The sequence below is a fragment of the Ideonella sp. genome (assembly GCF_041287625.1).
In the GTDB taxonomy this organism is placed as follows: Bacteria; Pseudomonadota; Gammaproteobacteria; order Burkholderiales; family Burkholderiaceae_C; genus Ideonella.
Map to the genome: position 1 here is coordinate 93,550 of NZ_JBGGNH010000068.1, position 24,654 is coordinate 118,203.

General features: G+C 70.1%; 23 protein-coding genes and 1 pseudogene. 15 read left to right on the top strand and 9 right to left on the bottom strand.

The window, feature by feature from the left end; genetic code table 11:
- Positions 1-65 precede the first annotated feature (65 nt).
- From ccmC to ACAH41_RS25380, 9 genes are all read left to right on the top strand, one after another.
- Complete coding sequence (gene ccmC / locus ACAH41_RS25340) at positions 66-818, top strand: heme ABC transporter permease CcmC (RefSeq protein ID WP_325650861.1); 753 nt, start codon at positions 66-68, stop codon at positions 816-818.
- Entirely contained in the window at positions 811-999 is a 189-nt protein-coding gene (gene ccmD, locus ACAH41_RS25345) for a heme exporter protein CcmD (protein WP_325650860.1), read from the top strand. The genes ccmC and ccmD overlap by 8 nt, the downstream gene beginning before the upstream one ends.
- Complete coding sequence (gene ccmE / locus ACAH41_RS25350; RefSeq protein WP_325650859.1) at positions 996-1,421, top strand: cytochrome c maturation protein CcmE; 426 nt, start codon at positions 996-998, stop codon at positions 1,419-1,421. The genes ccmD and ccmE overlap by 4 nt, the downstream gene beginning before the upstream one ends.
- Complete coding sequence (locus ACAH41_RS25355; protein ID WP_325650858.1) at positions 1,418-3,403, top strand: cytochrome c-type biogenesis CcmF C-terminal domain-containing protein; 1,986 nt, start codon at positions 1,418-1,420, stop codon at positions 3,401-3,403. Before ccmE ends, ACAH41_RS25355 begins: the two co-directional genes overlap by 4 nt.
- A complete protein-coding gene (locus ACAH41_RS25360; protein WP_325650856.1) occupies positions 3,400-3,948 on the top strand; it encodes a DsbE family thiol:disulfide interchange protein in 549 nt (182 codons plus the stop codon). The genes ACAH41_RS25355 and ACAH41_RS25360 overlap by 4 nt, the downstream gene beginning before the upstream one ends.
- The gene (locus ACAH41_RS25365) at positions 3,945-4,346 is read left to right on the top strand and encodes a cytochrome c-type biogenesis protein (protein WP_325650855.1); all 402 of its coding nucleotides are present in this window, start codon (positions 3,945-3,947) and stop codon (positions 4,344-4,346) included. The genes ACAH41_RS25360 and ACAH41_RS25365 overlap by 4 nt, the downstream gene beginning before the upstream one ends.
- Complete coding sequence (locus ACAH41_RS25370) at positions 4,343-4,936, top strand: nitroreductase family protein (RefSeq protein ID WP_325650854.1); 594 nt, start codon at positions 4,343-4,345, stop codon at positions 4,934-4,936. Before ACAH41_RS25365 ends, ACAH41_RS25370 begins: the two co-directional genes overlap by 4 nt.
- 61 nt (positions 4,937-4,997) lie before the next feature.
- Positions 4,998-7,415: a tetratricopeptide repeat protein gene (locus ACAH41_RS25375; RefSeq protein WP_325650852.1), complete on the top strand. Its 2,418-nt coding sequence runs from the start codon at positions 4,998-5,000 to the stop codon at positions 7,413-7,415.
- A 179-nt stretch (positions 7,416-7,594) separates the two neighbouring features.
- Complete coding sequence (locus ACAH41_RS25380) at positions 7,595-9,166, top strand: winged helix-turn-helix domain-containing protein (protein WP_325650851.1); 1,572 nt, start codon at positions 7,595-7,597, stop codon at positions 9,164-9,166.
- Here the strand turns inward: ACAH41_RS25380 and ACAH41_RS25385 are convergent.
- The 3 genes from ACAH41_RS25385 to ACAH41_RS25395 all read right to left on the bottom strand — a co-directional run bounded on the left by ACAH41_RS25385 (position 9,156) and on the right by ACAH41_RS25395 (position 13,574).
- Positions 9,156-11,075 carry a hypothetical protein gene (locus ACAH41_RS25385; RefSeq protein WP_325650850.1) on the bottom strand — a complete coding sequence of 640 codons (1,920 nt, stop codon included), beginning with the start codon at positions 11,073-11,075 and terminating at the stop codon, positions 9,156-9,158. The genes ACAH41_RS25380 and ACAH41_RS25385 overlap by 11 nt on opposite strands.
- Entirely contained in the window at positions 11,072-11,224 is a 153-nt protein-coding gene (locus tag ACAH41_RS25390; RefSeq protein ID WP_325650848.1) for a hypothetical protein, read from the bottom strand. Before ACAH41_RS25390 ends, ACAH41_RS25385 begins: the two co-directional genes overlap by 4 nt.
- A 133-nt stretch (positions 11,225-11,357) precedes the next feature.
- Positions 11,358-13,574, bottom strand: a complete 2,217-nt coding sequence (locus ACAH41_RS25395; RefSeq protein WP_325650847.1) for a winged helix-turn-helix domain-containing protein — start codon at positions 13,572-13,574, stop codon at positions 11,358-11,360.
- Positions 13,575-13,858: 284 nt separating this feature from the next.
- On the opposite strand from ACAH41_RS25395, the gene ACAH41_RS25400 reads away from it, so the two are divergent.
- The gene (locus ACAH41_RS25400) at positions 13,859-15,778 is read left to right on the top strand and encodes a carboxypeptidase-like regulatory domain-containing protein (RefSeq protein WP_325650843.1); all 1,920 of its coding nucleotides are present in this window, start codon (positions 13,859-13,861) and stop codon (positions 15,776-15,778) included.
- 47 nt (positions 15,779-15,825) lie between these two features.
- On the opposite strand, the gene ACAH41_RS25405 is transcribed toward ACAH41_RS25400, so the two are convergent.
- Positions 15,826-16,227 (bottom strand): DUF1801 domain-containing protein, encoded by a 402-nt coding sequence (locus tag ACAH41_RS25405; RefSeq protein WP_325650842.1) that lies wholly within the window; start codon positions 16,225-16,227, stop codon positions 15,826-15,828.
- Positions 16,228-16,278: 51 nt separating this feature from the next.
- Here ACAH41_RS25405 and ACAH41_RS25410 point away from each other — a divergent pair, with 51 nt between their 5' ends.
- The 4 genes and pseudogenes from ACAH41_RS25410 (at position 16,279) to ACAH41_RS25425 (ending at position 17,575) form a co-directional block, all read left to right on the top strand.
- Positions 16,279-16,443 carry a type II toxin-antitoxin system MqsR family toxin gene (locus ACAH41_RS25410; protein WP_325650840.1) on the top strand — a complete coding sequence of 55 codons (165 nt, stop codon included), beginning with the start codon at positions 16,279-16,281 and terminating at the stop codon, positions 16,441-16,443.
- A 228-nt stretch (positions 16,444-16,671) separates the two neighbouring features.
- Positions 16,672-16,845, top strand: a pseudogene (locus ACAH41_RS25415) (type II toxin-antitoxin system MqsR family toxin); the annotation flags it as partial.
- A gap of 2 nt (positions 16,846-16,847) precedes the next feature.
- Positions 16,848-17,249, top strand: a complete 402-nt coding sequence (locus tag ACAH41_RS25420; protein ID WP_325650839.1) for a type II toxin-antitoxin system MqsA family antitoxin — start codon at positions 16,848-16,850, stop codon at positions 17,247-17,249.
- Positions 17,250-17,275: 26 nt separating this feature from the next.
- Complete coding sequence (locus tag ACAH41_RS25425) at positions 17,276-17,575, top strand: hypothetical protein (protein ID WP_325650837.1); 300 nt, start codon at positions 17,276-17,278, stop codon at positions 17,573-17,575.
- Positions 17,576-17,698: 123 nt separating this feature from the next.
- On the opposite strand, the gene ACAH41_RS25430 is transcribed toward ACAH41_RS25425, so the two are convergent.
- The 4 genes from ACAH41_RS25430 to ACAH41_RS25445 all read right to left on the bottom strand — a co-directional run bounded on the left by ACAH41_RS25430 (position 17,699) and on the right by ACAH41_RS25445 (position 22,803).
- On the bottom strand, positions 17,699-18,514 hold the full coding sequence (locus ACAH41_RS25430) for an NYN domain-containing protein (protein ID WP_325650834.1): 816 nt from the start codon (positions 18,512-18,514) through the stop codon (positions 17,699-17,701).
- Positions 18,515-18,648: 134 nt separating this feature from the next.
- The gene (locus ACAH41_RS25435) at positions 18,649-20,100 is read right to left on the bottom strand and encodes an efflux transporter outer membrane subunit (protein WP_325650833.1); all 1,452 of its coding nucleotides are present in this window, start codon (positions 20,098-20,100) and stop codon (positions 18,649-18,651) included.
- A 23-nt stretch (positions 20,101-20,123) separates the two neighbouring features.
- Positions 20,124-21,716: an MDR family MFS transporter gene (locus ACAH41_RS25440; RefSeq protein ID WP_325650831.1), complete on the bottom strand. Its 1,593-nt coding sequence runs from the start codon at positions 21,714-21,716 to the stop codon at positions 20,124-20,126.
- Positions 21,709-22,803, bottom strand: coding sequence for an HlyD family secretion protein (locus ACAH41_RS25445; protein ID WP_325650829.1), 1,095 nt, complete (start codon positions 22,801-22,803; stop codon positions 21,709-21,711). The genes ACAH41_RS25440 and ACAH41_RS25445 overlap by 8 nt, the downstream gene beginning before the upstream one ends.
- Positions 22,804-22,878: 75 nt before the next feature.
- Here ACAH41_RS25445 and ACAH41_RS25450 point away from each other — a divergent pair, with 75 nt between their 5' ends.
- On the top strand, positions 22,879-23,607 hold the full coding sequence (locus ACAH41_RS25450; protein ID WP_325650828.1) for a CerR family C-terminal domain-containing protein: 729 nt from the start codon (positions 22,879-22,881) through the stop codon (positions 23,605-23,607).
- Here ACAH41_RS25450 and ACAH41_RS25455 read toward each other — a convergent pair.
- Positions 23,604-24,653, bottom strand: coding sequence for an aldo/keto reductase (locus ACAH41_RS25455; protein ID WP_325650827.1), 1,050 nt, complete (start codon positions 24,651-24,653; stop codon positions 23,604-23,606). The genes ACAH41_RS25450 and ACAH41_RS25455 overlap by 4 nt on opposite strands.
- Position 24,654: the final 1 nt, after the last annotated feature.

Consider the following 24,654-nt stretch of genomic DNA (forward strand, 5'->3'; position numbering starts at 1 on the left):
TCTGTCTGCCTCCCCGTTGCCTTGCATCAGCCTTCGCCCGCAAGGTGCTTGCCGGCGGCTGCTCGATGAACGCCAGCCGCTGGCTGTTCTACTTCGCCGCGCCGCCGCGCCTGGCCGCGTTGGCCGCCCGGCTGGTGCGCCCGCTGCTGGCACTGGCCGTGTTTTTCGCGCTCGCCGGGCTGTGGCTGGGCTTTGGCGTGGCGCCGGCGGATGCCGTGCAGGGCCAGGGTTACCGGCTGATCTACCTGCACGTGCCAGCGGCGTGGATGAGCATGTTCCTCTACGCGCTGATGGCAGGCTGGAGCTTTGTCGGCCTGGTCTGGCGGGTGCGCACGGCGTTCTGGCTCTCGCATGCGCTGGCGCCCACCGGCGCGGTGTTCGCCGCTTTGAGCCTGGCCACCGGCTCGCTGTGGGGCCAGCCGATGTGGGGCACCTGGTGGGTGTGGGACGCGCGGCTGTCCACCTCGCTGCTGCTGTTTTTCCTCTACCTCGGCTACCTGGCCTTGCTGCAGGCCCATGACGAGCCCGAGCGGGCCGACCGTGGCTGCGCGGTGCTGGCGCTGCTGGGCGCGCTGAACCTGCCGGTCATCTATTTTTCGGTGCGCTGGTGGAACACCTTGCACCAGGGCGCGACGCTCACGCCCGGCCAGGCGCAGATGGCGCCTGTGATGCTGGCCGGCCTGCTGCTGATGACCGCTGCCGCCTGGGCCTATGCCGCGGCCACGGCGCTGCGCCGGGTGCAGCTCGTCATCGCCGAACGCCAACTGCAAATGCGCTGGCAGGACGAACTGCCGCAAGCGGAGGCGCTGCATGCCTGAGTGGCTGCAACCCGCCTGGCAAGACTGGGCCAGCTTCTGGCAGATGGGCCGGCACGGCGTGTTCGTCTGGTCCGGCGTGGCGCTGGTGGCTGCAGCCTTGGCTGGCGAATGGCTGGCGCTGGCGATCCGCGCGCGGCGCTTGCGTGCGGCGCAGGCAACTGCAGAAGGGGAGTGGCGATGAGCCGGCGCCAGCGGCGTTTTGCGATCTGGGCCACGGTGCTGCTGTTGGCTGGCGCAGCCGTGGCGCTGGCGCTGTCTGCCTTCAAGCAAAACCTGGTCTTCTACCTGACGCCCAGCGAACTGGCCGCCAAGCCACAGTCCACAGACGTGGCGCTGCGCATTGGCGGCTATGTGCAGCCCGGCTCGCTGCAGCGCGAGGCAGACAGCCTGGCGGTGCGCTTCGTTCTGGCCGATGCCGGCCACACGCTGGCGGTGCACTACCGCGGCGTGCTGCCGGACCTGTTCGCCGAAGGCAAGGGCGCCATCGTGCAGGGCCGGCTGGCGGCCGACGGCAGCCTGCAGGCCCAGGACGTGCTGGCCAAGCACGACGAGAACTACACCCCGCCGGGCCTGGCCCCGGCCAGCCCGGCTTCCGCGCCATGAGCGCCATCGGCTGGCTGGGCAACACGCTGTTGTGGCTGGCGGTGGCGGCCGGGCTGCTGCAGGCCGGCGCCGGCATCGGGCCATGGCTGGCGCGGCCCTCTGCTGCAAGCCGGGCACGGCGCCTGGTCCACATGGGGCTGGTGGCGCAGGCCGTGAGCCTGCTGGCCGCGCTGGCCGTGCTGGCCTGGGCGCTGGCGGCGCAGGACCTGAGCATCGCCTACGTCGTGCACCACAGCCACCGCGCGATGCCGCTGGTCTACCGGCTGGCGGCGGTGTGGGGCGGCCACGAAGGTTCGTTGCTGCTCTGGGCCGGGTTGCTGGCCGGCTGGAGCGCCGTGGCGGCCTGGGGCCTGCGCGCGGCCGAGCCGGCCTGGGCCAGCCGGGTGCTGGGTGTGCTGGGCGCCTTGAGCCTGGGGCTGCTGGCCCTGCTGCTGGGCGGCGCGAACCCGTTCGAGGCCTGGCAAGGCGCCGCCGCGCTGCGCGAAGGCATGGGCCTGAACCCGCTGCTGCAGGACCCGGCGATGGCGCTGCACCCGCCGCTGCTGTACCTCGGCTACGCCGGCACCGCGCTGCCGTTTGCGATGACGCTGGCCACGCTGGCCTGGGGTGCGCCGGCCGACTGGGTGCGGCGCGCGCGGCCGTTCACCGCGGCGGCGCTGGCCTGCCTGTCGGTGGGCATCACGCTGGGTTCCTGGTGGTCTTACTACGAGCTGGGCTGGGGCGGCTGGTGGTTCTGGGACCCGGTGGAAAACGCCTCGCTGCTGCCCTGGCTGGCGCTGGCGGCGCTGCTGCACGTGCAGGCCGGGCGCGATCAGCGCGGGCGCTTCGCCCATGCGAGCGCATTGCTGGCGATGGCCGCCTGGGCGCTGGCCTTGCTCGGTACGTTCCTCGTTCGCTCGGGTGTGCTCACGTCGGTGCATGCCTTTGCCAGCGACCCGCTGCGCGGCAGCGCTTTGCTGGGCCTGATGGCGCTGACGCTGCTCGTCTGCTTCGTGCTGTATGCGCGCCACCCCGAGCGGCTGCTGCCGGCCAAGGCTGCGCCGCTGCCGGCGGCGGTGTCGCGCGAAAGCGTGCTGGCGCTGAACAACCTGCTGCTCGTCGTGGCCTGCGCCAGCGTGGCGCTGGGCACGCTGTACCCGCTGGTGATGGAGGTGCTGGGCCTTGGGCGGCTGTCGGTCGGTGCGCCTTATTTCGAGCGGGTGCTGGGGCCGCTGTTGGGCCTGGCGCTGGCGCTGCTGGTGCCGGCGGCGTGGCTGCGCTGGGGCGCTTCGCCATGGCGGGAATTGCTCACGCGCTTGCGGCCAGTGGGCTTGCTGATGGCACTGGGCGCTGTCGCGGTGCCACTGACGTTGTGGTTGGCCTTCGGCCGCTGGCAATGGGGCAGCTTGCTGGCGCTGTGGCTGGCTTGGGGCGTGGCGGGCAGCACGCTGGCCTGGGCCTGGCAACGCATGCACAGCGTCGGCTGGCGCGGCTTTGGCGCGTCGCCCGGCGGCATGGTGCTGGCGCACCTGGGGGTGGCTGTGTTCACCGCTGGCGTGGCACTGTCCAACGGCTACGGCCAGGAGCGCGATGTGCGGCTGGCGCCCGGTGAATCCGCCCCGCTGGCCGGCTGCCCGCTGAAGTTCGAGGGCCTGCACGATGAGATCGGCCCGAACTACCTGGCCCGCGTCGGCCAGTTCCGCTGGGGCTGCGAAGGCGATGCGCCGCGCCTGCTGCGGGCCGAGAAGCGCGTCTACATCGGCGGCGGCCGGCCCACCACCGAGGCCGCGATTGCGCCCGGCTTGTGGCGCGACCTTTACGTGGCGATGGGCGAACCGCTGGGCCAGGGGCTGTCGGCCGCCTGGAGCCTGCGGGTGCAGCACAAGCCCGGCGTGCGCTGGATCTGGGCGGGCGCGCTGCTGATGGCCACGGGCGCGGCGCTTTCTGCCTTGGCACGGCGCGGACGGCCGCCGCGGGCATTGCCGCAGGGGGCGCCTGCATGAGCCGGCCGCGCTGGGGTCTCTGGTTGGCAGGGCTGCTGCTCGCGGGGCTGTTGCTGCTGCTGGCGTCTGCGCTGTGGCAGGGCCGGCCGCGCACGCTGCCTGCCGCCCGGCTGGGGGCCGCGTTCCCGGCCTTGCCGCGCCCTGTGCTGGGCCGCTCGCCCGGCCTGCTGCAGACCGTGGTGGCCGACGGGCAGCCGCGGCTGGTCAACCTCTGGGCCTCGTGGTGCGGCCCTTGCCGGCAGGAGCAGCCGCTGCTGATGAAGCTGGCCGAACGACTGCAGGCGAAGGGCCAGGGCGGCCGGCTGGTGGGCCTGAACTACCGCGACACGCCTCAGGACGCCACCGCCTTCCTGGCCGAGCTCGGCAACCCCTTTGCTGTGACGCTGGTGGACGCCGATGGCCGCCTGGCCATCGAGCTCGGCGCCTACGGCGCGCCCGAAACCTACCTGGTGGACGCCGAGGGCCACATCGCCTTCCGCCATGTGGGCGCACTGACCCAGCAGGTCATCGACCGCGACCTGCTGCCCAAGCTGGAGGCGCCATGAAGCCAAGCCTCACCTGGCTGTCGACGCTGCCGGCCGCCGCGCTGGCCCAGCCCGCGTCTGCCCCCGAGCTGGACCCCGAACGCCTGCAGGCGCTGTACCGCCGGCTGCGCTGCCTGGTCTGCCAGAACGGCTCGCTGGCCGACTCGCAGGCACCGCTGGCACTGGACCTGAAGCGCGAGATCGCACAACGCATGGCGGCTGGCGACAGCGACCGCGGCATCATCGATTTCCTGGTCCAGCGTTACGGCGAATTCATCAGCTACCAGCCGCCTTGGGAGCCCGCGACCTGGCTGCTGTGGCTGGGACCGCTGGCGCTGTTGCTGGGCGGTGCGGCGTGGCTGTTCCGCCAGCGCCGCCATGGCCCCGTCGAACCCGAAGAACCGGTGGACCCACGATGACCTCAGACGCCTCGCCCGAACCTGCCACCACGCTGGCGGCCCTGATGCAGGCCCGCCAGCACACCGGGCCGAAACACCTGGTCGAACCCGGCCCGGGCGAGGCTGCGCTGCGTGCGCTGTTCAGCGCCGCGGCCACCGCGCCGGACCACGGCCGCCTCTTGCCCTGGCGCTTCATCGTGCTCGGGCTCGAAGGCCGCGAACGGCTGTCACAAGCCTTTGCCGAAGCACTGCACGAGCGCGACCCCACCGCCACCGAAGACCAGCTCGGCGAGGCCCGCGCCAAGGCCGCGCGCGGCCCGGTGCTGGTGCTGGCCGTTGCGCGGCTTCAGTCGGGCCATGCGCAGGTGCCGCCCGAGGAACAACTCGTCTCGCTCGGTGCGGCCCTCCAGAACCTGCTGCTCGCCGCCGAAGCAAACGGCTTCGCCAGCGGCCTGTCCAGCGGCCGCGGCATGCACAGCGAGGCCATGCGCCGGGCTTTTTCGCTGGCCGAGGGCGAGCAGGCAATCTGCTGCATCACGCTGGGCACGGCGGCCAGGCGCAAGCCGCCGCGCGAGCGGCCGCGGCCTGATGATTTCGTGACCTGGCTTTGACGCCGACTCGGCGCTGCATGCCGACATAGACTGCGCGGCAGCACCTCAACTTCGGTCACGCATGCCTGCCACTGGTCCCCATCTTCGCTACCGATTCGGCCGCTTCGAGCTGCAACCGCAAGAGCGCCGGCTGTTGGAAAACGGCGTGCCGGTGGACCTTCGGCCGCGGGCTTTGGACCTGCTGAGCGCGCTGGTCCAGCGGGCTGGCCACCTGGTCGGCAAGGACGAACTGTTCCGCGAGGTCTGGCCCAGGGTGGTGGTGGACGACAGCGCCTTGCAGGTGCAGGTTTCGGCCTTGCGCAAGGTGCTGGGCAAGGCGGCGCTGGCGACCGTGTCGGGCAGTGGCTACCGCTTCGTGATGGCGGTCGGCGTGGTGGAAGCGCAGCCAGAGCCGAGCACTGCGCTGCCCAGGCACAACCTGCCACTCGCGTTGACCAGCTTCGTCGGCCGCGAGGCGGCGCTCACGCGGCTGGCGCAGTCGCTGGCGCGGGCACGTTTGCTCACGCTGACAGGGGCTGGTGGCTGTGGCAAGACGCGCTTGGCGTTGCAGGCTGCAGCGGCCGTGCTGGACCGCTACCCCGATGGCGTGTGGCTGGTGGAGCTGGCCGCGCTGGCCGACGCTTCGCTGGTGCCGCAGGCGGCGATGGCCGCGCTGGCCCTGGAAGAAGCGCCGGGCGTGGCGCCGATGCAGACGCTGACCGCGCACCTGGCTTCGCGCAAGCTGCTGCTGTTGCTGGACAACGCAGAGCACCTGCTGGCCGGCTGCGCCGCGCTGTGCGATGCCTTGCTGCGCGACTGCCCGGCGGTGACGTTGCTGGTCACCAGCCGAGAGAAGCTGGGCCTGGTGGGCGAGCTGAGCTACCGCGTGCCGTCGCTGTCGGTGCCGGATGCGGCAGCGTCGCCCGAGGCGCTGCTGGCGGCTGAGTCGGCCCGGCTGTTTGTGGACCGCGCCCGCCTGCTGAAGCCGCACTTCTCGCCCACGCCGCAAAACGCCGCGGCACTGGCGGCGATCTGCCGCCGGCTGGACGGCATTCCGCTGGCCATCGAGCTGGCGGCGGGGCGCATGCGCGCGATGTCGGCCGAGGAGCTGAGCCAGCGGCTGGACCAGCGCTTCAGCCTGTTGGCGGGCGCCTCGCCAGGGTCGCATCCCGCGCAGTCGCGGCACCGCACCTTGCGGTCCTTGATCGACTGGAGTTTCGACCTGCTCAGCGAGGCCGAGCAGGCCTTGCTGTGCCGGCTGTCGGTCTTTGCGGGCGGCTGCACGCTGCAGGCGGCCGAGGCGGTCTGCAGCGAACGGCCCGAGGATGTGCCGCAGGTGCTGGACCTGCTGGCCGCGTTGTCCGACAAGAGCCTGCTCGTCGCCGAGGACCAGGCCCACATCACGCGCTACCGGCTGCTGGAAACCGTGCTGGCTTATGCACGCGAGCGGCTGCAGGAGCGCGGCGAGGCGGCGCGCTGGCATGACCGCCATGTCGTGCACTTCGTGGCGCTGGCCGAAACGGCTTGGCCGCATTTGCGCGGGCCGGACAAGCGCACCTGGGTCGACACGCTGGCGGCGGACCAGGACAACCTGCGTGCGGCGCTGGCCTGGTCGCTGGCCGTGCCGGAACGCACCGAGAGCGGCCTGCGCTTGGTGGCGGCCCTGGTCAGTTTCTGGCTGATCCGCGGCCAGCTCTCGGAGGGGCGGCGCTGGCATGCGCTGGCGCTGTCCGTGGCGCCGCAGGACGGTGACCCGGCGTTGCGGGCGACCGTGCTCAACCGGGGCGGCATCCTCGCTTTCCAGCAGGGAGACCTCGAAGCCGCCAGGCCGCTGTTTGCGCAGGCGATTGCCATCGACCGCCAATTGGGCAACCAGGTCGGCATGGCCTCGGCGCTGAGCAACCTCGGCGGCGTGGTACTGGAGCTGGGCGATCTGGCCGAGGCACGCGCACTACAGGAGGAAAGCGCTGCGCTGTTTCGCGTGCTGGGCGACCAGGGCCGGCTGGCGCAAACACTGCTCAACCTGGGATCCACGGCGCTCGCGCAGGAGGACTGGATGGCAGCCCAGGCCGCGCTGTCTGAAGCGGTGGCCATCATGCGCAGCCTGGGCGACCACCATGGCGTGGGCAATGCATTGGGCCCCCTCGCCGTGCTGGCCACGCAACGCGGTGAGCACGCGCAGGCGCGCGGGATGCTGCTGGAGGCCTTGGCCATCTTCGGCGAGACTGGCGACCCCCGCGAGACCGCCGAGCTGCTGGAGGAGCTGGCCCACGTCGAGTCCCTGGTCACGCCGGACCTGCGCGCGGCGCGGCTGTGGGGCGCGGCCGAGCAGTTGCGCACGGCGGCCGGCACGCCGCTGCCGCGCAACGAGCTGGCGACGCACGCGAAGAGGGTCGCGGCGGCGCGCCTGGCGCTGGCCGATGACGCCGCGTTCGACCGGGCCTGGCGCGAAGGCGCGGCCATGAGCCTGGCGCAGGCCTTGCAGGCCCTGCCCATCTGAGCTCCCGCGTTCCTGGTTCGACGCCATGTGCCACAGCTCGGCGTGCATTTTCAGGAAACGCTCAGGAAAATTTCAGGCTCCGCGGGGTGTGGGCTGCCTGGCAGCGTGGACAGTCGCATCTCATGGCCGTGCGCCGAAGCCGGGTGCAGAACACCCGGCATCGCCGGCCATGCCAAACGATGCAACCAGCACTTGCGCCGCCGCGGCAGGCTGCGGACTTGCACGGTGATGCCGTGTGGACCTTCGGTCCGTTCGAGCTGCGCCAGTCGACGCGGCAGCTGCTGTCCCATGGCCGGCCGTTGCCACTGGGCAGCCGCGCGTTCGACCTGCTGTGCGCGCTGGTGGAGCGGGCCGGCGAGGTGCTGAGCCGGGAAGTGCTGGTCGCCCGTGTCTGGCCGCGCACCATCGTCGAGGACAGCAGCCTGCGGGTGCACATCGTGGCGCTGCGAAAGCTGCTGGGCGAGGGACGGGATGGCGCGCGCTACATCGCCAACGTGCCCGGCCGCGGCTATGGTTTTGTCGCGCCGGTGCAGCTAGCCGGTGCCGTGTCCCATCCGGCGTCCGCGCTGGTGCCGGTCCTGGCAGCGGCACCCTGGGTGGCTGCGCCTGGCTTGCCCCGGCCGCTGACGCGCCTGGTGGGCCGCGCGGAAACGGTTGCAGCCTTGAGCGCCCAGCTGGCGCGCTGCCGCCTGGTCAGCATCGTCGGCCCGGGCGGCGTGGGCAAGACGGCGCTGGCGCTGGCCGTCGCCCACGCGAGCCTGGCCAGTTACGAACAGGGTGTGTGTTTCCTGGACCTGGCGCGGGTGAGCACCGCGGCACAGTTGCCCGCGGCGCTGGCCGCTGCGCTGGGCATCAAGCTGCCGGCAGGCGACGCGTGGCCAGGGGTGATGGCGCACCTGCACCCGCGCCGCATGTTGATCGTGCTGGACAACTGCGAGCAGCTGATCGGCATCGCGGCAAGCGTGGCCGAGCGCGTGCTGAAGCAGGCGCCTGGCGTGCACATGCTCACCACCAGCCACGAGGCGCTGGACGCCGAAGGCGAGCGCGTGCACCGCCTGGCGCCGCTGGCTTTTCCCGAGCGCACCGAGCATGCCGGGTTCGCCGCGCCGCCGGACCTGGCGTCCGCCCTGGCGTTTCCCGCCATCCAGCTGTTTGTCCAGCGTGCGATGGCCAACACCTGCAGCTTCGCGCTGACCGACCAGAACCTGGTCCTGGTGCTGCAGCTGTGCCGGCAGCTGGACGGCATGCCGCTGGCCATCGAACTGGCCGCGGCCCGGGTCCACGCCCTGGGTCTGCAAGGGCTGGCCAGGCCGGCAGACGAACTGTTGCGCCTGCTCACCCGCGGCCGGCGCACGGCTGCGCCGCGCCACCAGAGCCTGCAGGCCATGCTGGACTGGAGCCACGCGCTGCTGAGCGAGACCGAACGCGTGGTGCTGCGGCGCCTGGCGGTGTTTCGCGCCGGCTTCACGCTGGCAGCGGCCACCAGCGTGGTGGGCGACGAACAGCTGCGTCCGGGCGCGGTGATCGAGGGCTTGCTGGGCCTGTGCGCCAAATCGCTGCTCGCCATCGACTCCCGCGACGACAGCTTCGGCTATCGCCTGCAGCACATGACACGGGTGCATGCGATGGGCAAGCTGGTTGAAAGCGGAGAGCGCCAGGCGGTGGCGCAGCGGCTCGCCGAGTCGGGCCACGAGCGCGGCCCCGGCCGCCAGTGGCCACCGGCACTTCACCTGGTGTTGTTCAGGGCGTGACGACCGTCACCGTCGGCACCAGGTCGAAGCCCACGATCTCGAAGGGCTTGTCGGGGGTGGACAGCCACAGCGAAGGGAAGTACTGCGCGCCGGACTGGAGCTTGGTGACTTGCGGCAGCGGCTTGGCGATGTTGCGGGTTTCACCGGGCTGCAGCGTGATCAGGCTCTGCGCCTGGCCGCCGTCGCCGGGCACGCTGAAGGCGGTGGTGTTGGCGGGCGAGCCGGTGGGCTGGACCAGGGCCGAGGTCCAGGAGGCGACGGTCCTGGCGGTGCTGCCGGTGTTGGTCAGGTCGTAGCTGTAGCTGCACTTGCTGCCGGCCGGCAGGGCGTCGCCGTTGACGCAGCCCTTCACATTGCTCACCACGATGTGCTTGGGCGGGATGGTGAAGCTGGTCGCCGCGGGCGCGGTCTTGCCGTCGTAGTCGAAGGTGGCCGAGTAGCCGATGTCGAAACCGGTGGAGCCGGTGGCCCAGAACTGGTAGCGGCCGGCGGCGAGCTTGCGGGTGTCGATGCTGAAGCTGCCGTCCTGGCCGGCCTGGGCGCCATCGATGTAGCCGGTGCACAGCGCATAGCCGGGCTGGGCGCAGGCGTACAGGTTGACGTAGGGCGGGAAGGGCTGGGTCACCGGTGCGCCGGTGTCGGCGTTCAGCAGGGTGCCGGTGAAGTTGACAGTGGTGGCGCCGGCAACGGACTTGCGGGCGCCCGGCGTGGCTTGGCGGGCCGCCTTTTCGCGGCGCTGGTTGGCCTCGCGGATCAGCGCGGCCTGCGTCAGGCCGATGTTGCTGGTGCCGCGCGCGGTGACGGTGAAGCCGAAGCCGGTCTGGCCCATGGTGGCCAGCGGTTTGCCGGTCTTGCCGACGTAGACGGTGGCCTGGCCGGAGACGCCGGTGGGCGCGGCGGCAATCGGCATGAGCTGGCTGACCACCGCCGAAGCGCCTGCCGCGATTTGCACATGCGCCGGCGTGTAGGCCGCGGCGCCGGTCATGAAGTTGGTGGTGCCGTAAGGCGCGCCGTTCGGGCTGGCATCGACCACGGTCCAAACGTCGGCGTCGATGGCCGACGCGGTGGTGTTGGTGACCGTGACGCTGAAGCTGCAGTCGCTGCCTTGCGTGCTGCGCTTGCAGGCGGTGGGCGAAGACAGCGTGACCGGCAGCGGCTTGACCTTCAGCGCGATCTTGGCAACGGTCTCCGGGCCTTCGTAGGCGAAGGGGGCGGAGTAGGTGCTGCTGTAGCCGTTGGGCGCCGTGCGCAGCTGGTAGTGGCCGGGGTCCATGCCGCCCAGCGACAGCGCGAAGCTGCCGTCCGAGGAGACCGGCAGCGTGACCACTTCGTCGCGGCAGGTGTCGTAGCCCGGGCCGTCGCAGTGCAGCAGCGAGACGGGGCCGAGGTTGGGCGGCAGCGGTTGGCCGGTGCCGGCTTCGGTGACGCTGCCGGTCAGGTAGGGCGCGGCCGGCTTGATCACCTTGAGGGTGTAGGTGCCCAGTTCGTAAGGGCTGCCCTCGAAGAAGAAGTCCGGGAAACCGGCGGCGGCGAAGATCACCACGCCGTCGGCCGGCACCTTGAACAGCACGCGCGAGTCCATGTCGGGGCCGGCATGGTCGTTCATCGCGATCTGCTGGCAGCTGCTGTCGAACACGCCAATGATGCTGTCGAGCAGCGAGCCGCCGCCGCCCAGGTTGGCCGACAGGTTGGCCTGCAGCAGCTTGCCGGGCGTGGCGGTGACGCGGTAGAAGTCCACGTCGCCGGTGACGATTTCGCCGGTGACCGAGGTGCCGGGCGCGGCGCCGATGTCCTGCGCGATGGCGCAAGTGCTGTTGGGTTCGACTTCGGCCACCTTGGCCTGGACCCAGGGGCTGAGGGCGGCCAGCGCCAGGGCGATGACGGTCTGGCGGGGAACTGCTTGGCTCATGATGAAGAGACTCCGGTGGTGCGCATCACCGAGCGGATGCCGGTGTGTGTGGCCATCAGTTTCGCAACCGGTGTTCCTCGGGTCAGCACCCGGCCGGCCGATCCAGCTAAAACCCAGGGAATCGAGAAAAAAACCAGTCCGGCAGCCATGTCACGGTCGCCGGACCGCCGGCCGTTGCCTTTTCGTGTCCTGCCGTGGCGCGCCGGGCGGGCGGCGGGCAGGCCCAGGTCCAGCGGCGCTGCCCGACGGCGGTGCGGCGGCGGCTGCGGACTGGTGCGCGGTTCAGGGCGCTTCGGGCACGCGCATCAGGTCGGCCTGCGCCGAGCCTTGCCGGCTGACCAGGGCCTGGCCGCGCGCGTCGATCGACAGCGAGCGGAACGGGCCGACCGAGCCGGCTGGCAGTTCGAGCACGGCCTGCTCGCGGCCGCTGGCGTCGCGGCGCAGCAGGCGGTCGGCGCCGGGGCTGCGCGAAATGCGCCAGAGCTGGCCGTCACGCCACAGCCAGTTGCCCCAGTCCTGCAGCGCAAGGTCTTCCACCACCAGCTGGCCGGGCCCGGTGGTGCGGCCGTCTTCGCTCAGCGGCCGGCGCCAGATGCCGCGGTGGCTGTCGCGGCTGAAGTACAGCCAGCGCCGGCCTTCGGTGCGGATTTCGCGGCCGAAGCGGGCCTGCTCATCGGCCAGCGCCGTCAGGCTGTGGCGGCCCAGGTCGTAGCGCCACAGCGCCGCACTGCCATTGCTGTCGCCCGAGATCAGCAGCAGCGACTGGCCGTCTTCGCTCCAGCTGACGTTGGACAGCATGGCCGGCAGCTCGATCACCTCGGGCTTCGCATCCACCAGGCCGTCCAGCCGGCCGACCACCAGGCGGTTGCCCGTTTGGCCGGGCGTGGGCGTCAGCGCGGTGGCGTAGCGATGGCCGTCCGGGCTGCAGGCCGCCGGCTCGGGAATGCCATCGTCCGGCAGTGGCAGTTCGCGTGGCTCGGCCTGGGCGCCGTCCCGGTACCACAGGCCAATGCGGCGGGCGCGGAAGGAGATGAACAGCGGGTGCTCGGCGTCGGTGCAGGCGCTGCCGTACAGGTCGCGGCTGGTGGAACGGATGGTTTCGCGCAGCTGCGGTGGTGCCGAACCATCGCCCAGCGCATAGCGCTCAATGTGGTCGTCGAACAGGCGCACGCTGGCGGCCATGTCGCCCGAGCCGTCGGGGATGGCGACCAGGCTGGTGGCGTTTTCCACGCGCGAGAAGCGCCGCGGCGGGCCGCCGTCGGTGCCCACCTGCCAGAGCGCGAAGTCGCCAGCCATGCCGGCCGAGAAGACCACTGCGCTGTCGTCCTGCCGCCAGGCCATGGCCCAGATCGGCTTGTCGGCATTGGTCAGCTGCAGCACCGCGCCGCTCTGCACGTCCACCCGCAGCAGGTCGCCCACGGTGTCCTTGAGCCGCAGCACCGCCAGGTGCCTGCCGTCGTGCGACCAGCTCATCTGCCCGTAGCCCAGGCCGGCGGGCTCCTGCGCCAGCGTGCGTTCCTGGCCGTCCGCCAGGCGGCGCAGCTGCAGCAGCTGGCCGCCGGAGGTCTGCGCCGAGCGGCGGGTGAAGGCCAGCCAGGCGCCGTCCGGCGAGGCAGCGAGGGCCGCCGCGCCACGCAGGAACAGGCAGTCGGTCAGCTCGCGCGGGTTGCTGCCGTCCTGCAGCGCCAGCGTCATGACCCGGCAGTGCTCGCCATGCACGGCCTGCAGGTAGGCCAGCTGGTTCGCACCCAGCCAGACCGGCCGCTCCATCAGGTTCTTCGGGTCGCTGAACTCGCGCGGCGGCGCGGCAGGCTGCTTCAGGTCCACCACGCGCAGGCGCGGATTGCCGCCGGTGCGGCGCCAGACGTAGGCCAGGAAGCGGCCGTCGGGTGAATAGCTGGGCCACTGCTCCACGCCTTCCAGCGTGGTCATCGGCCGCGGGCCGGGCGCGGCCTGGGTGCTGGCGCTGCTGGCCGGCCGGCGCGTCCACCCCAGCGCTGCGGCCAGCGCGAGCAGGGCCAGCAGCGAGACCAGGCCGGCCCGTTGCCGCAGCGACAGCCTGCGCGGCGCTGCGGCAGCGGGCGGCCCGTGCGAAGGCTCGGCCGGCGCCGGCACGGCGGCCAGCAGCGTGGCCTCGGCCACCGGCGCCCGGCGCTGAGCCGGCCAGAGCAGGCGATAGCCGGACTTGGAGATGGTCTCGATCGGCGCGTCGTCCGGCGCCGTCGCGCGCAGGCTGCGGCGCAGCTGGGAGACGGTGTGGGTCAGCGCGGTGGCACCGGTGTAGGCATTGCCGTCCCACACTTCTGCGATCAGCTGTTCGCGGCTGAGGACCTGGCCGGCGTGTTCGGCCAGCAGCTGCAGCACCCGCGCTGCCTTGCCCGAAATGCGCTCGCTGCTGCCCTCTGCACACAGCGTGCGCGCAGCGGGGTCGAACACGAACCGCCCGATCTGCCATTGCCGCAGCTGGGCTTGGGGAGCCGGGTCGGCAACCGTGTCCATGTCCTCCAGCAAAACTGCGCCACCATGCCAATCGAGTGAGGGAAGCCAAGCGTACCGCACGGCATTGGGACCGGCGGCTGCCGGGCTGACGTGCACCAGCCGCCGCGGAAGAAGTCCGCGAAACGGGGCTGTCTCGGGGCTGGCGTTGCCATTCCGTTGCCTCCGGGGTGCTTCCGATGCCCCGCCGGCCCAAAACCAAGAAAAAACATAGCCCCAGGCGGCTGCCTTGCAAGCGGTGGGCCAACACACTGGCCACTTCCCCCAGCTCTTGCAGCCTCGCCACCATGTTGTATTTCCTGTTTCCTCGCCGCCTCAGCCCGGCCGGGCTGGCCGCCAGCCTGTTGATGGCCACCGCCTCGTTCGCCGCCCATGCGGCCTCGACTGAAACCGAGCCCAACAACGACTGCGCCAGCGCGCAGCTGCTGGGCAAGCTGTCCAGCGGCGCAGACCTGGCCGGCCAGATCACCGAAGGCGATGTCGACTACTTCCAGTTCACCGGCAACCCGGGCAAGTGGATGGAGGTGGAGGTGGTGCGCGACAGCAGCACGCCCGGCAACGACATGATGGCCGGCATCGTCGACAACACCTGCCTGGTCTCCGCGGCCAACAACGTGACCGTGATGGGCATGGTGCCAGCCGACGGCAAGCTCGTCTTCGCCGCTGCAGGTTATGGCGACTGGTCCTTCCACGGCTTGCCGGCCGAGTTCGGCAGCTATCACATGATCGCCGGCGCACCGCGGCATGCCTACCTGGTGGGGACCGTGCTGGACGGCAGCACCGGCGCAGCGCCGGCCTATTTCTCGGCCCTGGTCACGCTGCTGGCCTGCACCAGCAGCGACCCGGCCAGTTGCACCCAGGCCGTCAACTCCGCCTACGCTTCGGACCGGGACGGCAGCTACTACCTGCCGCTGGGCGACCTGCCCACCGGGCCGTACAGGGTCAAGATGTCGGCCAACGGCTTTCACGACCCGAAGTACACCCAGGTCATGACGCTGGGCCCCGACGCCGGGCTGGTCACGCAGAACTTCAAGCTGAAACCCCCGTCCTTGCCGGTGGGCTTCAGCGACTTCAGCGCGTGCACCTACATCAAGGCCGGCAGCGAGTGCGAGTTCAGCTACCAGGTCAAGAACACCACCGGCGCGCCGGTCGCCATCGACGTGTGGGCCCACACCGTCGTGGCGCAGACGATTGGCGCCATCGAGGCGGTCGAGCTGGATGCCGGCAAGGGCGGCCGCCAGGCCAAGCGCATCGAGCTGCAGCCCGGTGAGAAGCTGAAGCTCAAGCAGGCACTGGGCGTGGCGGGCATGCCCTCGGGCATCGCCGGCACGACCATGCTGTATGCCGCGCTGGCCGACCATCCTACCGAGCTGGTTGGCATGTTCCCCGGCTTCGACTGGCGCATCACCGAAACCGGCACAGCTTCGCCGCTGTGGCCACAACCGCATGCCTCGCTGAAGCGCGCACGGCGCATCACGCTGGCGAAGGCGACGGCCGCCGATGCCGGCGCCATCAGCGGCAGCATCGTCGACGCCAGCGGCCAGCCCGTCTCGGCCCACCTGACGCTGCGCTGGTGCTGGGACAACGCCGACACCGTCTGCGCCCAGTCCACGCTGAGCACCAAGTCGCTGGCCAACGGCCGCTACAGCTTCAAGGACGCGCCGACCTGGCCGGCCGGCCGCTACCAGGTGTGGGTCGACGATTCGGCCTACGACCAGGCCTACAGCCCCGCGTTTGCCTACGATACCGTCAACTCGGTCAAGCTCGCCCCGGTGCTGGCGCAGCCGCGCAGCATCACCATCCAGGACGTGACCACCTGCTACGGCATGCCGGCCGAAATCCTGGTGCAGTACGCCGTGCGCCTGGGCGACGCCTGCACCATCGGCTACAGCCTGACCAACCACGCCACGGCGCCGATGACCGTGGACGCGTGGATCCGCGTGTTGAGCGACCGCAGCGGCAGCGTCGACAACAGCGACTCGCGCTTCCTGCAGATCACCGCCTTCAGCACCGGCAAGAAGGCCGGCTTCGTGCCGCAGCGCATCACGCTGCAGCCCGGCGAAACGCGGGTCATGTCGCAAGCCGTGAACCTGGCGGACGAGCCGCTGTACGCCGGCGGCGGCCTGGCGATCTGGGTCTCCCCGGCTGACCAGCCGCTCAAGCCTGCTGCCACCTGGAACCAGCAGATCTTCGCGATCGTGCCTTGAGGTGCAAAGCGGCGCTGGCGCCACGCCCGTGCCGCAGCCCTCCGCGGTCAGGACTTGCCCCAGCCTGGCTTCGCCGCCGCCTGCCGAATCCAGTCCACCATCTGCGCCTCGTCGAAGTCGCCCTCGTGGACATCGACCCAGCGCGCCTCCTTGCCGGTGCCGCCCGGCGGCACGGGTTGCAAGTCCGTGCCCTTGAAGAAGCTCACCTTCACAAACCGCGTGAACACGTGAAACGCCAGGAACCAGCCCTGGCCTTCAACGCCATAAAACGGCGAATTCCATTTCACTGCCTTGCGCGCATGCGGCACCTGCTGCATGACCAGCGCATCGAGCCGCTGCCCGATGTTCCGCTTCCAATCCGGCATGGCGTCGATGTAGGCCTGCACCGGCGCATCGCCATCGGCCTTGGCGATTTGCGGGTTGCCGCCGGAGAGCAGGATTCGCTTCATGGCCTTGGGCTTTGCTGCACTAAAAATAACCAACTAGGTTATGATTTTCAAATGAAGGGCAAACCTCATTGCAAGTTGAGGCTTGTACATGCGCTCGTCCGCGCGGAAAAGGTGAGGGCCACCCGTTCGGCGATGGATGGTGCCGGTGAACTGGGCATTTCCACATTGGCCGCCATGTGCGAAGTGGTGCTCAGGCTGGAGTTAAGGCAAGGCTGAACAAGTCCTGCGTGCCGCGGCGGATTCAGGCGGGATGCCAGGCTAGGCGCGAGCCGCCGCCCAGGCTCATGCCTGGGCAAGGTTCGCAACGACGCCTGGCGCCCGCCTGAACCGCCCCGGAGGGCTGACGAGAGAACGGGCCGCCTCGGTCGTTGCGCCGCTCGGCGTCGGGCGGACAGCCCGACCTTCGCGTCGCGCCTACGATCCGGCCCGTTCTCTCGCCAGCGCGGCATGCAGGACTTGTTCAGCGTTGCCTTAACCCACTCCTACAAGAGCATGACGACTCATGCCGATCACCGGATTTGGCAGGACGTTTATCGGATGTGCGTGGCTGACGTCGAGGTGTACATCAAGCTGACGGTGGTGGATGACCTCCTCATCGTTTCGTTCAAGGAGCTGTGATCATGAAATGCCCGAACTGTGGCGCCGCTGAACTGGTGCACGACACACGAGATGTCCCGTACACCTACAAGGCAGCAACGACCTTGATCCCTGCTGTGGCGGGCGACCATTGCCCGGCTTGCGGCGAGCTTGTGCTGGATCGTGGCGCAGACGATCGCTATGGCGCGTTGACCGCGCAGTTTCGCCAGCAGGTGAATGCCGCCTACGTGTCTCCCACCTACATCGCGCAGGTGCGCAAGAAGCTGGAACTGGGGCAGCGCGAAGCTGGCGAATTGTTCGGCGGAGGCGTCAATGCCTTTTCCCGCTACGAGCGAGGCAAGACCCGACCGCCACTGGCCCTGGTGCAATTGCTGAAGATTCTGGACCGGCATCCCGACTTGCTGGACGAGGTCAGGGCGAGCTGATTGAGTGGAAAGTGGAAGGGGCGGGGATGCTGAGCCGTGTCTATTCGACGCTGCTGGGTGCGGCGGCAGGCGCCATGCTGTACCTGGGCTTCGACCTGTTGGGTCGCCATGGCCTCGATCACTGGTCGATTCACGGGCCGGTACGATGGTGTGCACTGATCGGGGCGCTCGTCGGGTTGATCGGCGGGCCGGCCATCGCGGAGCGGTTGTGGTCGACGGCCACGGATGACGTGCGCGACGATGCGACCTGGACGATCGGCATGGGCACGGTGATGATTGTTTTTGCGATCGTGGTCGGCGTGGGTCTCTACTGCGCCGCGGGTTGAACAATGGGTCGCAGTTGTCTCCCGAACGGTTTTCCAGCGCTCACGTGCTTGGCGATTCGCTGCTGGCACTGAACCTGCGCCACCGTGCCATTGAGCCGCCCTGTCCGTCTCAGCCTTAGCGGCTCAGTGACCGCTGCCTTCCGACTCTCCAGCCGGCGCGGCGGTTGTGGGCACCTTTTTGGCCAGGCCGACGTTCCAATGGCCACCTTCGGCCTGATGAAGCTGCAGCAGGTCGTATGTCTTGAGCATGCTCAAGAGGCCGGAGTGACCGAAGTTGCGCGGGGAAAAGGCGGGGTCGGTGCGCTTGAGGTATTGGCCCAACTGGCCGACACCCACCCTGCCGTCGGGTGTGTCGCCAACCAGCAGCACCACGGCATTCACGACTGAACGCGGCCGCATTTTGGGCGGTGGTTTGGCTGGCAATGCGGCGGCCGCGGCGCCGGGCGGTGACGCTGCTGGCAATGGGAGGGGCAGTGCCTGGGGGAGGACTTCAGGCGGCGACGCGATCCATTCGAAGAATTGATCGCTGGCATTTCGCAAGGCAAGCGGCGTCTTGGGTTCGCCGACGATGAGCACCGAGGCGCCTCGCTCTTTCAGCTTGCGGCACAGGTAGGCGAAGTCCGAGTCGCTGGTCACCAGGCAGAAAGTGTCGGCCCGGCGGTCGAACATCGCCTCCAGCGCGTCCAGGGCCAGCGCGATGTCGGCAGTGTTCTTGCCCGCTGCGTATTGGTATTGCAGACAAGGCGTGAAGGCCAGCCGCACCAGCGCCTCCTGCCACTTGTTGGCCAACGTGCTGTGGTTGCCATAGCCCCGGCGAAGCACCACCCGGCCAAACTGCGCGACCACATCCAAAGCATGTTGCAGGACTTCCGGACTGATGTTGTCGCAATCCACCAGCACCGCAACGCGGCTGTCAGTGCCTTGGTCGATGGTGCCCACTTCCGCCCCCTGAGATTGTTCTGCCCCGGTTCAGTATCGTCGTGGGGCGCTCTCGTTCCAAGTCCTCGGGGTGAAGGTTCGCCCGTCGGCGCCCGGGACTTGCGATGGCGAGTGCCAGGCCGTTGAGAATCAAGTCAGTCGATGGCGTTTGCGATGGCTGCAGGCGCCGCGTCCCACCCCAACCCCAAACTCTTGTGCAAGGCTGCAAAGTCCTGCAGCAGCGCGGCTTCAGCGGCCAGGCTGTCGCGGCGGGCGTCGATCTGGGTGCGTTGGGCGTCCTGCAAGTCCAACTGGCTGGCGGTGCCGGCCTGGCGGCGTTGGGTGGTGAGTTTCAGGCTGCGTTCGGCGGAGGCCTGCTGGGCCAGCAGGCTGCGCAGGGAGTTGCGCTGGTGGCCGTAGCGGGTGAGGGCGAGGTTGGCGTCGCGCAGGGCTTGCAGCACGGTGGACTCGTATTTGGCCAGGGCTTCATCGCGGCCGGCTTCGGCCTTGCGCACGGCGGCTGCGGTGCGGCCGAAGTCCAGCACGTTCCAGGACAGGTAGGGCGCACCCAGCAGCACCAGGCTGTTTTGCTTGAGCAACTGGCCGGGCTCGGTGGCGCCCAGGCCAATGTCGCCCAGCAAGCTCAGCTTGGGGAAGTAGCCGGCCTGCTGTTGGCCGATCTGCGCGGTGCTGGCGGCCAGGCGGCGCTCGGCGGCGCGGATGTCCGGGCGGTGTTGCAGCAGGGCGGTGACGTCGCCGACTGCCAGCTCGCGCGGCACCTGCGGCAGCGTGGCCGGCACAGACAGCTGCGCGTCCAGCGTGCCCGGCGCCTGGCCGCACAGCAGCGCCAGCCGGTCCAGCGTTTCTGTGACGGCGCCTTCGGCTTCCTGCACGCCGCGCCGCGTGGCCTGCTCGCGGCCGAGCTGGCGCTCCACGTCCAGCATGTTGGCCACGCCGCGTTCCTGGCGTTGGCGGGTCAGTGCCAGCGACTGCCCGTCCAATGCGGCGGCCTCGCGCGAGAGAAGCACGCGTTGCTGGCCGGCGCGCAGCTCGGCGTAGGCCTGTACCACTTCGGCGGCGAGCGAGACCTGGGCATCGGCGAACTCGGCCTGCACCTGGCCGGACTGCGCCTCGGCGGCTTCCACCGCGCGGCGCGTGCCGCCGAACAGGTCGATCTCCCAGCTGGCATCGAAGCCCACGTTGTAGAAGTGCAGGTCTTGCGCGGCCGAGGTGTTCGGCGCGCTGCTCAGGCCGAGTGCGAGTGCGCTGGCCGAGCCCTTGGGCTGGGCGTTGGCCTGCTGCTGGTTCAGGCTGGCGCGAGCCTGGCGCAGCCGGGCTTGGGCGGCGCGCAGGTCAGGGCTGTTGGCCAGTGCCTGGTCGACCAGCGTGTCCAGCGTCGCGTCGCCCAGGCTGCGCCACCAGGGCGCGGCTGCGGGCGTGGTGCCGCTGGCGCCTGCCTGCGCGGCGCGCACCAGCGGGCCGGGCCTGGCGGACGGCAACGCCGGCGCGCCGGCATAGTCCGGGCCAACTGTGGCGCAGGCGGTGAGCAGCAACGCGGCGGCCAGGGCCACGCTGCGCGGAGGGAAAGGCAGAGGTCGAAGCGACATCGCGTTCTTTCTGAAAAGGTGCCTCAATGTGCGGCCTCCGCGGCCGGCGCCGGCGTGCGGGGCGTCTTGATCAGCAGCGCCAGCGGCACGCACAGCAGCATCACCAGGCCCAGCGCGTAGAAGGTCTCGGAGTAGGTCATGACCAGCGCTTCCAGCCGGATCTGGCCGGCCAGCTCGGCCAGGGCCTGCAGCTGGGCGTGGGCGAAGTCGCCGACCTGGGCCAGGTGGCCGGCGGTGCTGGCGGCGATGCGTGACTGCGTGATCTCGGCATTGGCACTCACCGAGCTGTTGATCACGTCGACATGGAAGGCATCGCGCCGGTCGATGAAGGTGCCGATCAAGGCCAGGCCGACCGAGCCGCCGAGGTTGCGCGCCATGTTGTACAGGCCTGCGGCGTCGCCCGATTCCTCGCGCGCTACCGAGGCCATCGCGGCCTGGTTCAGCGGCATCATCGCCAGGATCTGGCCCAGGCCGCGCAGCAGCTGCGACCAGGTGAACTCGCCCGCGGCGCTCTGGGCCGTGAGGCTGCTGTCCAGCCAGCAACTGCCGAAGATGAGCAGCAAGCCTGCGATGACCAGCACCGAGAAGCGCATGCGGCCCAGCAGGCGCGGCAGCATCGGCATCATCAGGATGGCCGGGATGCCGCTGAGCAGCATCACCGCACCGGCCTGCTGCGCGTTGTAGCCTGAGATCTGCGCCAGGAACTGCGGCACCAGGTAGGACACGCCGTAGAACGCCGCGCCCACGGTGAAGACGATGAAGATCACGCTGGCGTAGCTCTTGTTGCGCAGCAGGCTCAGCCGCAGGATGGGCCGCGCAGCCAGCCGCTGCGAGAGCGCCACCATCGCCATGCCGATGGCCGACGCCAGGCTGAGCACGATGATGAGGTCGGACTCGAACCAGCGCTCGCGCTGGCCTTCTTCCAGCACCGCGGTGAGCGTGCTCAGGCCCAGCGCCAGGCCGGCGATGCCCAGCCAGTCGGCGCCGACGAATTCGCCCAGGTGCGGCTTGTCGGCCGGCAGGCCCCACAGCAGCAGCCCGACCAGGCCCACGCAGATCGGCACGTTGATGAAAAAGCACCAATGCCAGCTGATGTTCTCGGTCAGCCAGCCGCCGATGACCGGGCCCAGCAGCGGCCCGAGCAGCACCGTGAGACCGAACAGCGTCATGCCGGCCGGCAGCTGGTGGCGCGGCAGCCGGGTGCGCACGATGGTCTGTGCCGTGGGGATCATCGCGCCACCGGTCAGCCCCTGGCCGATGCGCGCGGCGATCAGCATGCCCAGGCTGGTCGACAGGCCGCACAGCGCCGAGAACAGCGTGAACAGCAGCGCCACGCCGACCAGGAAGTTGCGCAGGCCAAAGACCCGCGTGAGCCAGGCCGAGAGCGGGATCACGACGATCTCGGCCATCAGGTAGCCGGTCGAGATCCAGGTGCCTTCGGTGCCGGTGGCGCCGATGGAGCCCTGCACCTGCGGCAGCGCCGAGTTGGTGATGGAAATGTCCAGCACGGCCATCAGCGCGCCCAAAGCGCCGGCCGTCACCGCGATCCAGTCGTTCAGGCTGGCGTTGGGTTCACGGGCTGGCGCGGGCGGCGCCGCCACGGCCTCTTCAGCCATGGTCTGCGGCTCCGCGGGTGTCCACGTCGGCCGTCACCGACAGGCCGGGCAGCAGGCGGGCGCGCTGCCTGGTGTCCAGGTCCAGCCGGATGCGCACCGGCACGCGCTGCACGATCTTGGTGAAGTTGCCGGTGGCGTTTTCTGGTGGCAGCAGCGCGAACTGCGCGCCGGTGCCGGGCGAGAAGCTTTCCACCACGCCGCGCAGCGTCTCGCCAGGCCAGGCGTCCACATGCAGCTGCACCGGCTGGCCGGCCTGCATGCGGCCGATCTGGGTTTCCTTGAAATTCGCCACCAGGTAGGTCTGCTGCACCGGCACGATGCTCATCAGCCGCGTGCCGGGCTGCGCGAACTGGCCCACGCGCACCGACAGGTCGCCCACGCGGCCGGCCTGCGCGCTGCGCAGCAGCGTGTCGTCCACGTCCAGCGTGCTCTGCCGGCGCGAGGCCTCGGCCGCGCGGGACTGGGCCTCGGCCTGCGCGACCTGGGCCTGGCTGGTGCCGAGCTTGCTGCGCGCGGCTTTCAGCGCGGCGCTGGCCGAGACGAGGTTGGCCTGGGCCTGCGCCAGCGTGTTGCGCAGCTCGGCCAGGCGTTCGTCGGTGGCGGCGCCGGTGGTGACCAGCGGGGCGTAGCGCTCGACCTCGTCGTGCGCATGGTGTTCGGCCAGCCGCGCCACGGTCTCCTGGGCCTGCGCCTGCTCGATCTGTGCCTGCTGCTGCACCAGCTCGGCCTTCACGCGCTGCAGGTCGGCCTCGCGGGCTTCGAGCTGGGCCTTGGCCTGGTCGAACAGCGCCTCGTACTGGCGCCGGTCCAGCCTCACCAGCGGCGTGCCCTGCTGCACCACCTGGTTGGCCTGCACCAGCACCTCGGCCACGTAGCCGCCGACCTTGGGCGTGACGACCACCGCGTCAGCCTTCAGGTAGGCGTCGTCGGTGCTTTCGATGAATCGGCCGACCTGCCACCAGTGCAGGCCCCAGGCACCGCCGGCCAGCAGCGCGCCCAGGCCGAACACCCAGGCCACAACGCGGCCGCGCATCTTTCTTGGCGGTTTCGAGGCGGCGGCCGGCTTGGGCTGGTCAGGCGTGGACATGCGGAACTCCAAATTCGTACGGTTGATAGATTTTTTCCAGATGGAAGAAATCTGTCAACTGCTATATTTTTGGAAATGGCCAAGCCAGACGTTCCCGCCACCCCAGAACCGGCCCGACCGCGCCACCGCGCCGACGGGGGCTACGCGCGCGGCGAGGAAACGCGCCAGCGCTTGATCGAAGCGGCCATCCGGTTGTTCGGCGAGCGGGGTTATGAAGGCGCGTCCACGCGCGACATCGCGCGCATGGCCGGCGTCAATGCGCCGGCGCTGCAGTACTACTTCGACAGCAAGGAAGGCCTGTACAAGGCCTGCATGGCGGACCTGTCCTGCAGCGCAGAGGCGCATTTCGCACCCGCTCTGGCGGCGATGGAGGCCGCGCTGGCGGACCCTAAGGCATCACGCGAGACGCTGATGGAAGCCTTCTTCCTGATGCAGGACGCGACGGCCGACCGGCTGCTGCTGAGCGACGAAGCCCAGCACCGCCGCCTGTTCATCGCCCAGGACCAGGCCGGGCGCGGTGCGCTGGCCGAAGTGCAGGAAAGCCCGGGCAAGCAGCGCCTGAAGCGGGCTGTGGCCGAGGTGGTGGCCCGCCTCAGCGGCCGGCCTGCCAACGATCCGCTGACCCTGCTGCGCATGATGACGGCGCAGGGGCAGCTGCTGGTCTTCCACGTGGTGCCGAAGACCGCACTGCAGTCGCTCGGCTGGGTGCAACTGGACGGCGAGCACCTCGCGCTGCTCAAGCAAACGGTGCGCGACCAGACGCGGGCGCTGATCGACAGCTGGGCGCCGCCGCGCGGCGATTAACCCGCGGCGCGTTGCAGCGCCAGCACCGGCGCGCGCTCGGCGAACATGCCGTTCCAGTATGGATAGTGCGGATAAGGTGGTGTGGTCGCACTGGCGGTGGTCAGCTTGTCCATCTGCGCCGCGCTCAACTGCCAGCCCAGCGCGCCCAGGTTCTGCTTCAGCTGTTCCTCGGTGCGTGCACCGATCAGCACGCTGCTGACGGTGGGCCGCTGCAGCAGCCAGTTCAAGGCGATCTGCGGCAGCGTCTTGCCGGTTTCCTCTGCCACCTCGCTCATCGCGTCGATCACGCGGTAGAGCCGCTCGTCCTCCACCGGCGGCGCGAAGCCGGCGGTCTCGTGCAGGCGGCTGCCTTCGGGCAAGGGCTGGCCGCGGCGGATCTTGCCGGTCAGGCGGCCCCAGCCCAGCGGGCTCCAGACGATGGCGCCCACGCCCTGGTCCTGGCCCAGCGGCATCAGCTCGTGCTCGTAGTCGCGGCCAATCAGCGAGTAGTACGCCTGGTTGGCCACGTAGCGCTGCAGGCCCAGGCGCTCGGACGCGGCGAGGGACTTCATCAGCTGCCAGCCCGCGAAGTTGGACACGCCGAGGTAGCGCACCTTGCCGCTGCGCACCAGGTCGTCCAGCGTGCGCAGCACCTGCTCGACTGGGGTCATCGCGTCGAAGGCATGCAGTTGCAGGATGTCGATGTGATCGGTGTCCAGCCGCTTCAGCGCGGCGTTCACGCCTTCGATCAAATGGTGGCGCGACGAGCCGGCGTCGTTCGGGCCGTCGCCACTGCGCAGCGACAGCTTGGTCGACAGGATGGCCTGGTGGCGCCGGCCTTTCAGCGCGGCGCCGAGGATGGTTTCGGACGCGCCGTTGGAATACACGTCAGCCGTGTCGAACAGGTTCACGCCGGCGTCCAGGCAGATGTCGATGATGCGGCGGGCGCCGTCCACGTCGGTGTTGCCCCAGGCGCTGAACAGCGGGCCCTGGCCGCCGAAGGTGCCGGCGCCAAAACCGAGGGCCGGCACCTTGAAGCCGGAGTTGCCGAGAAAGCGGTGTTCCATT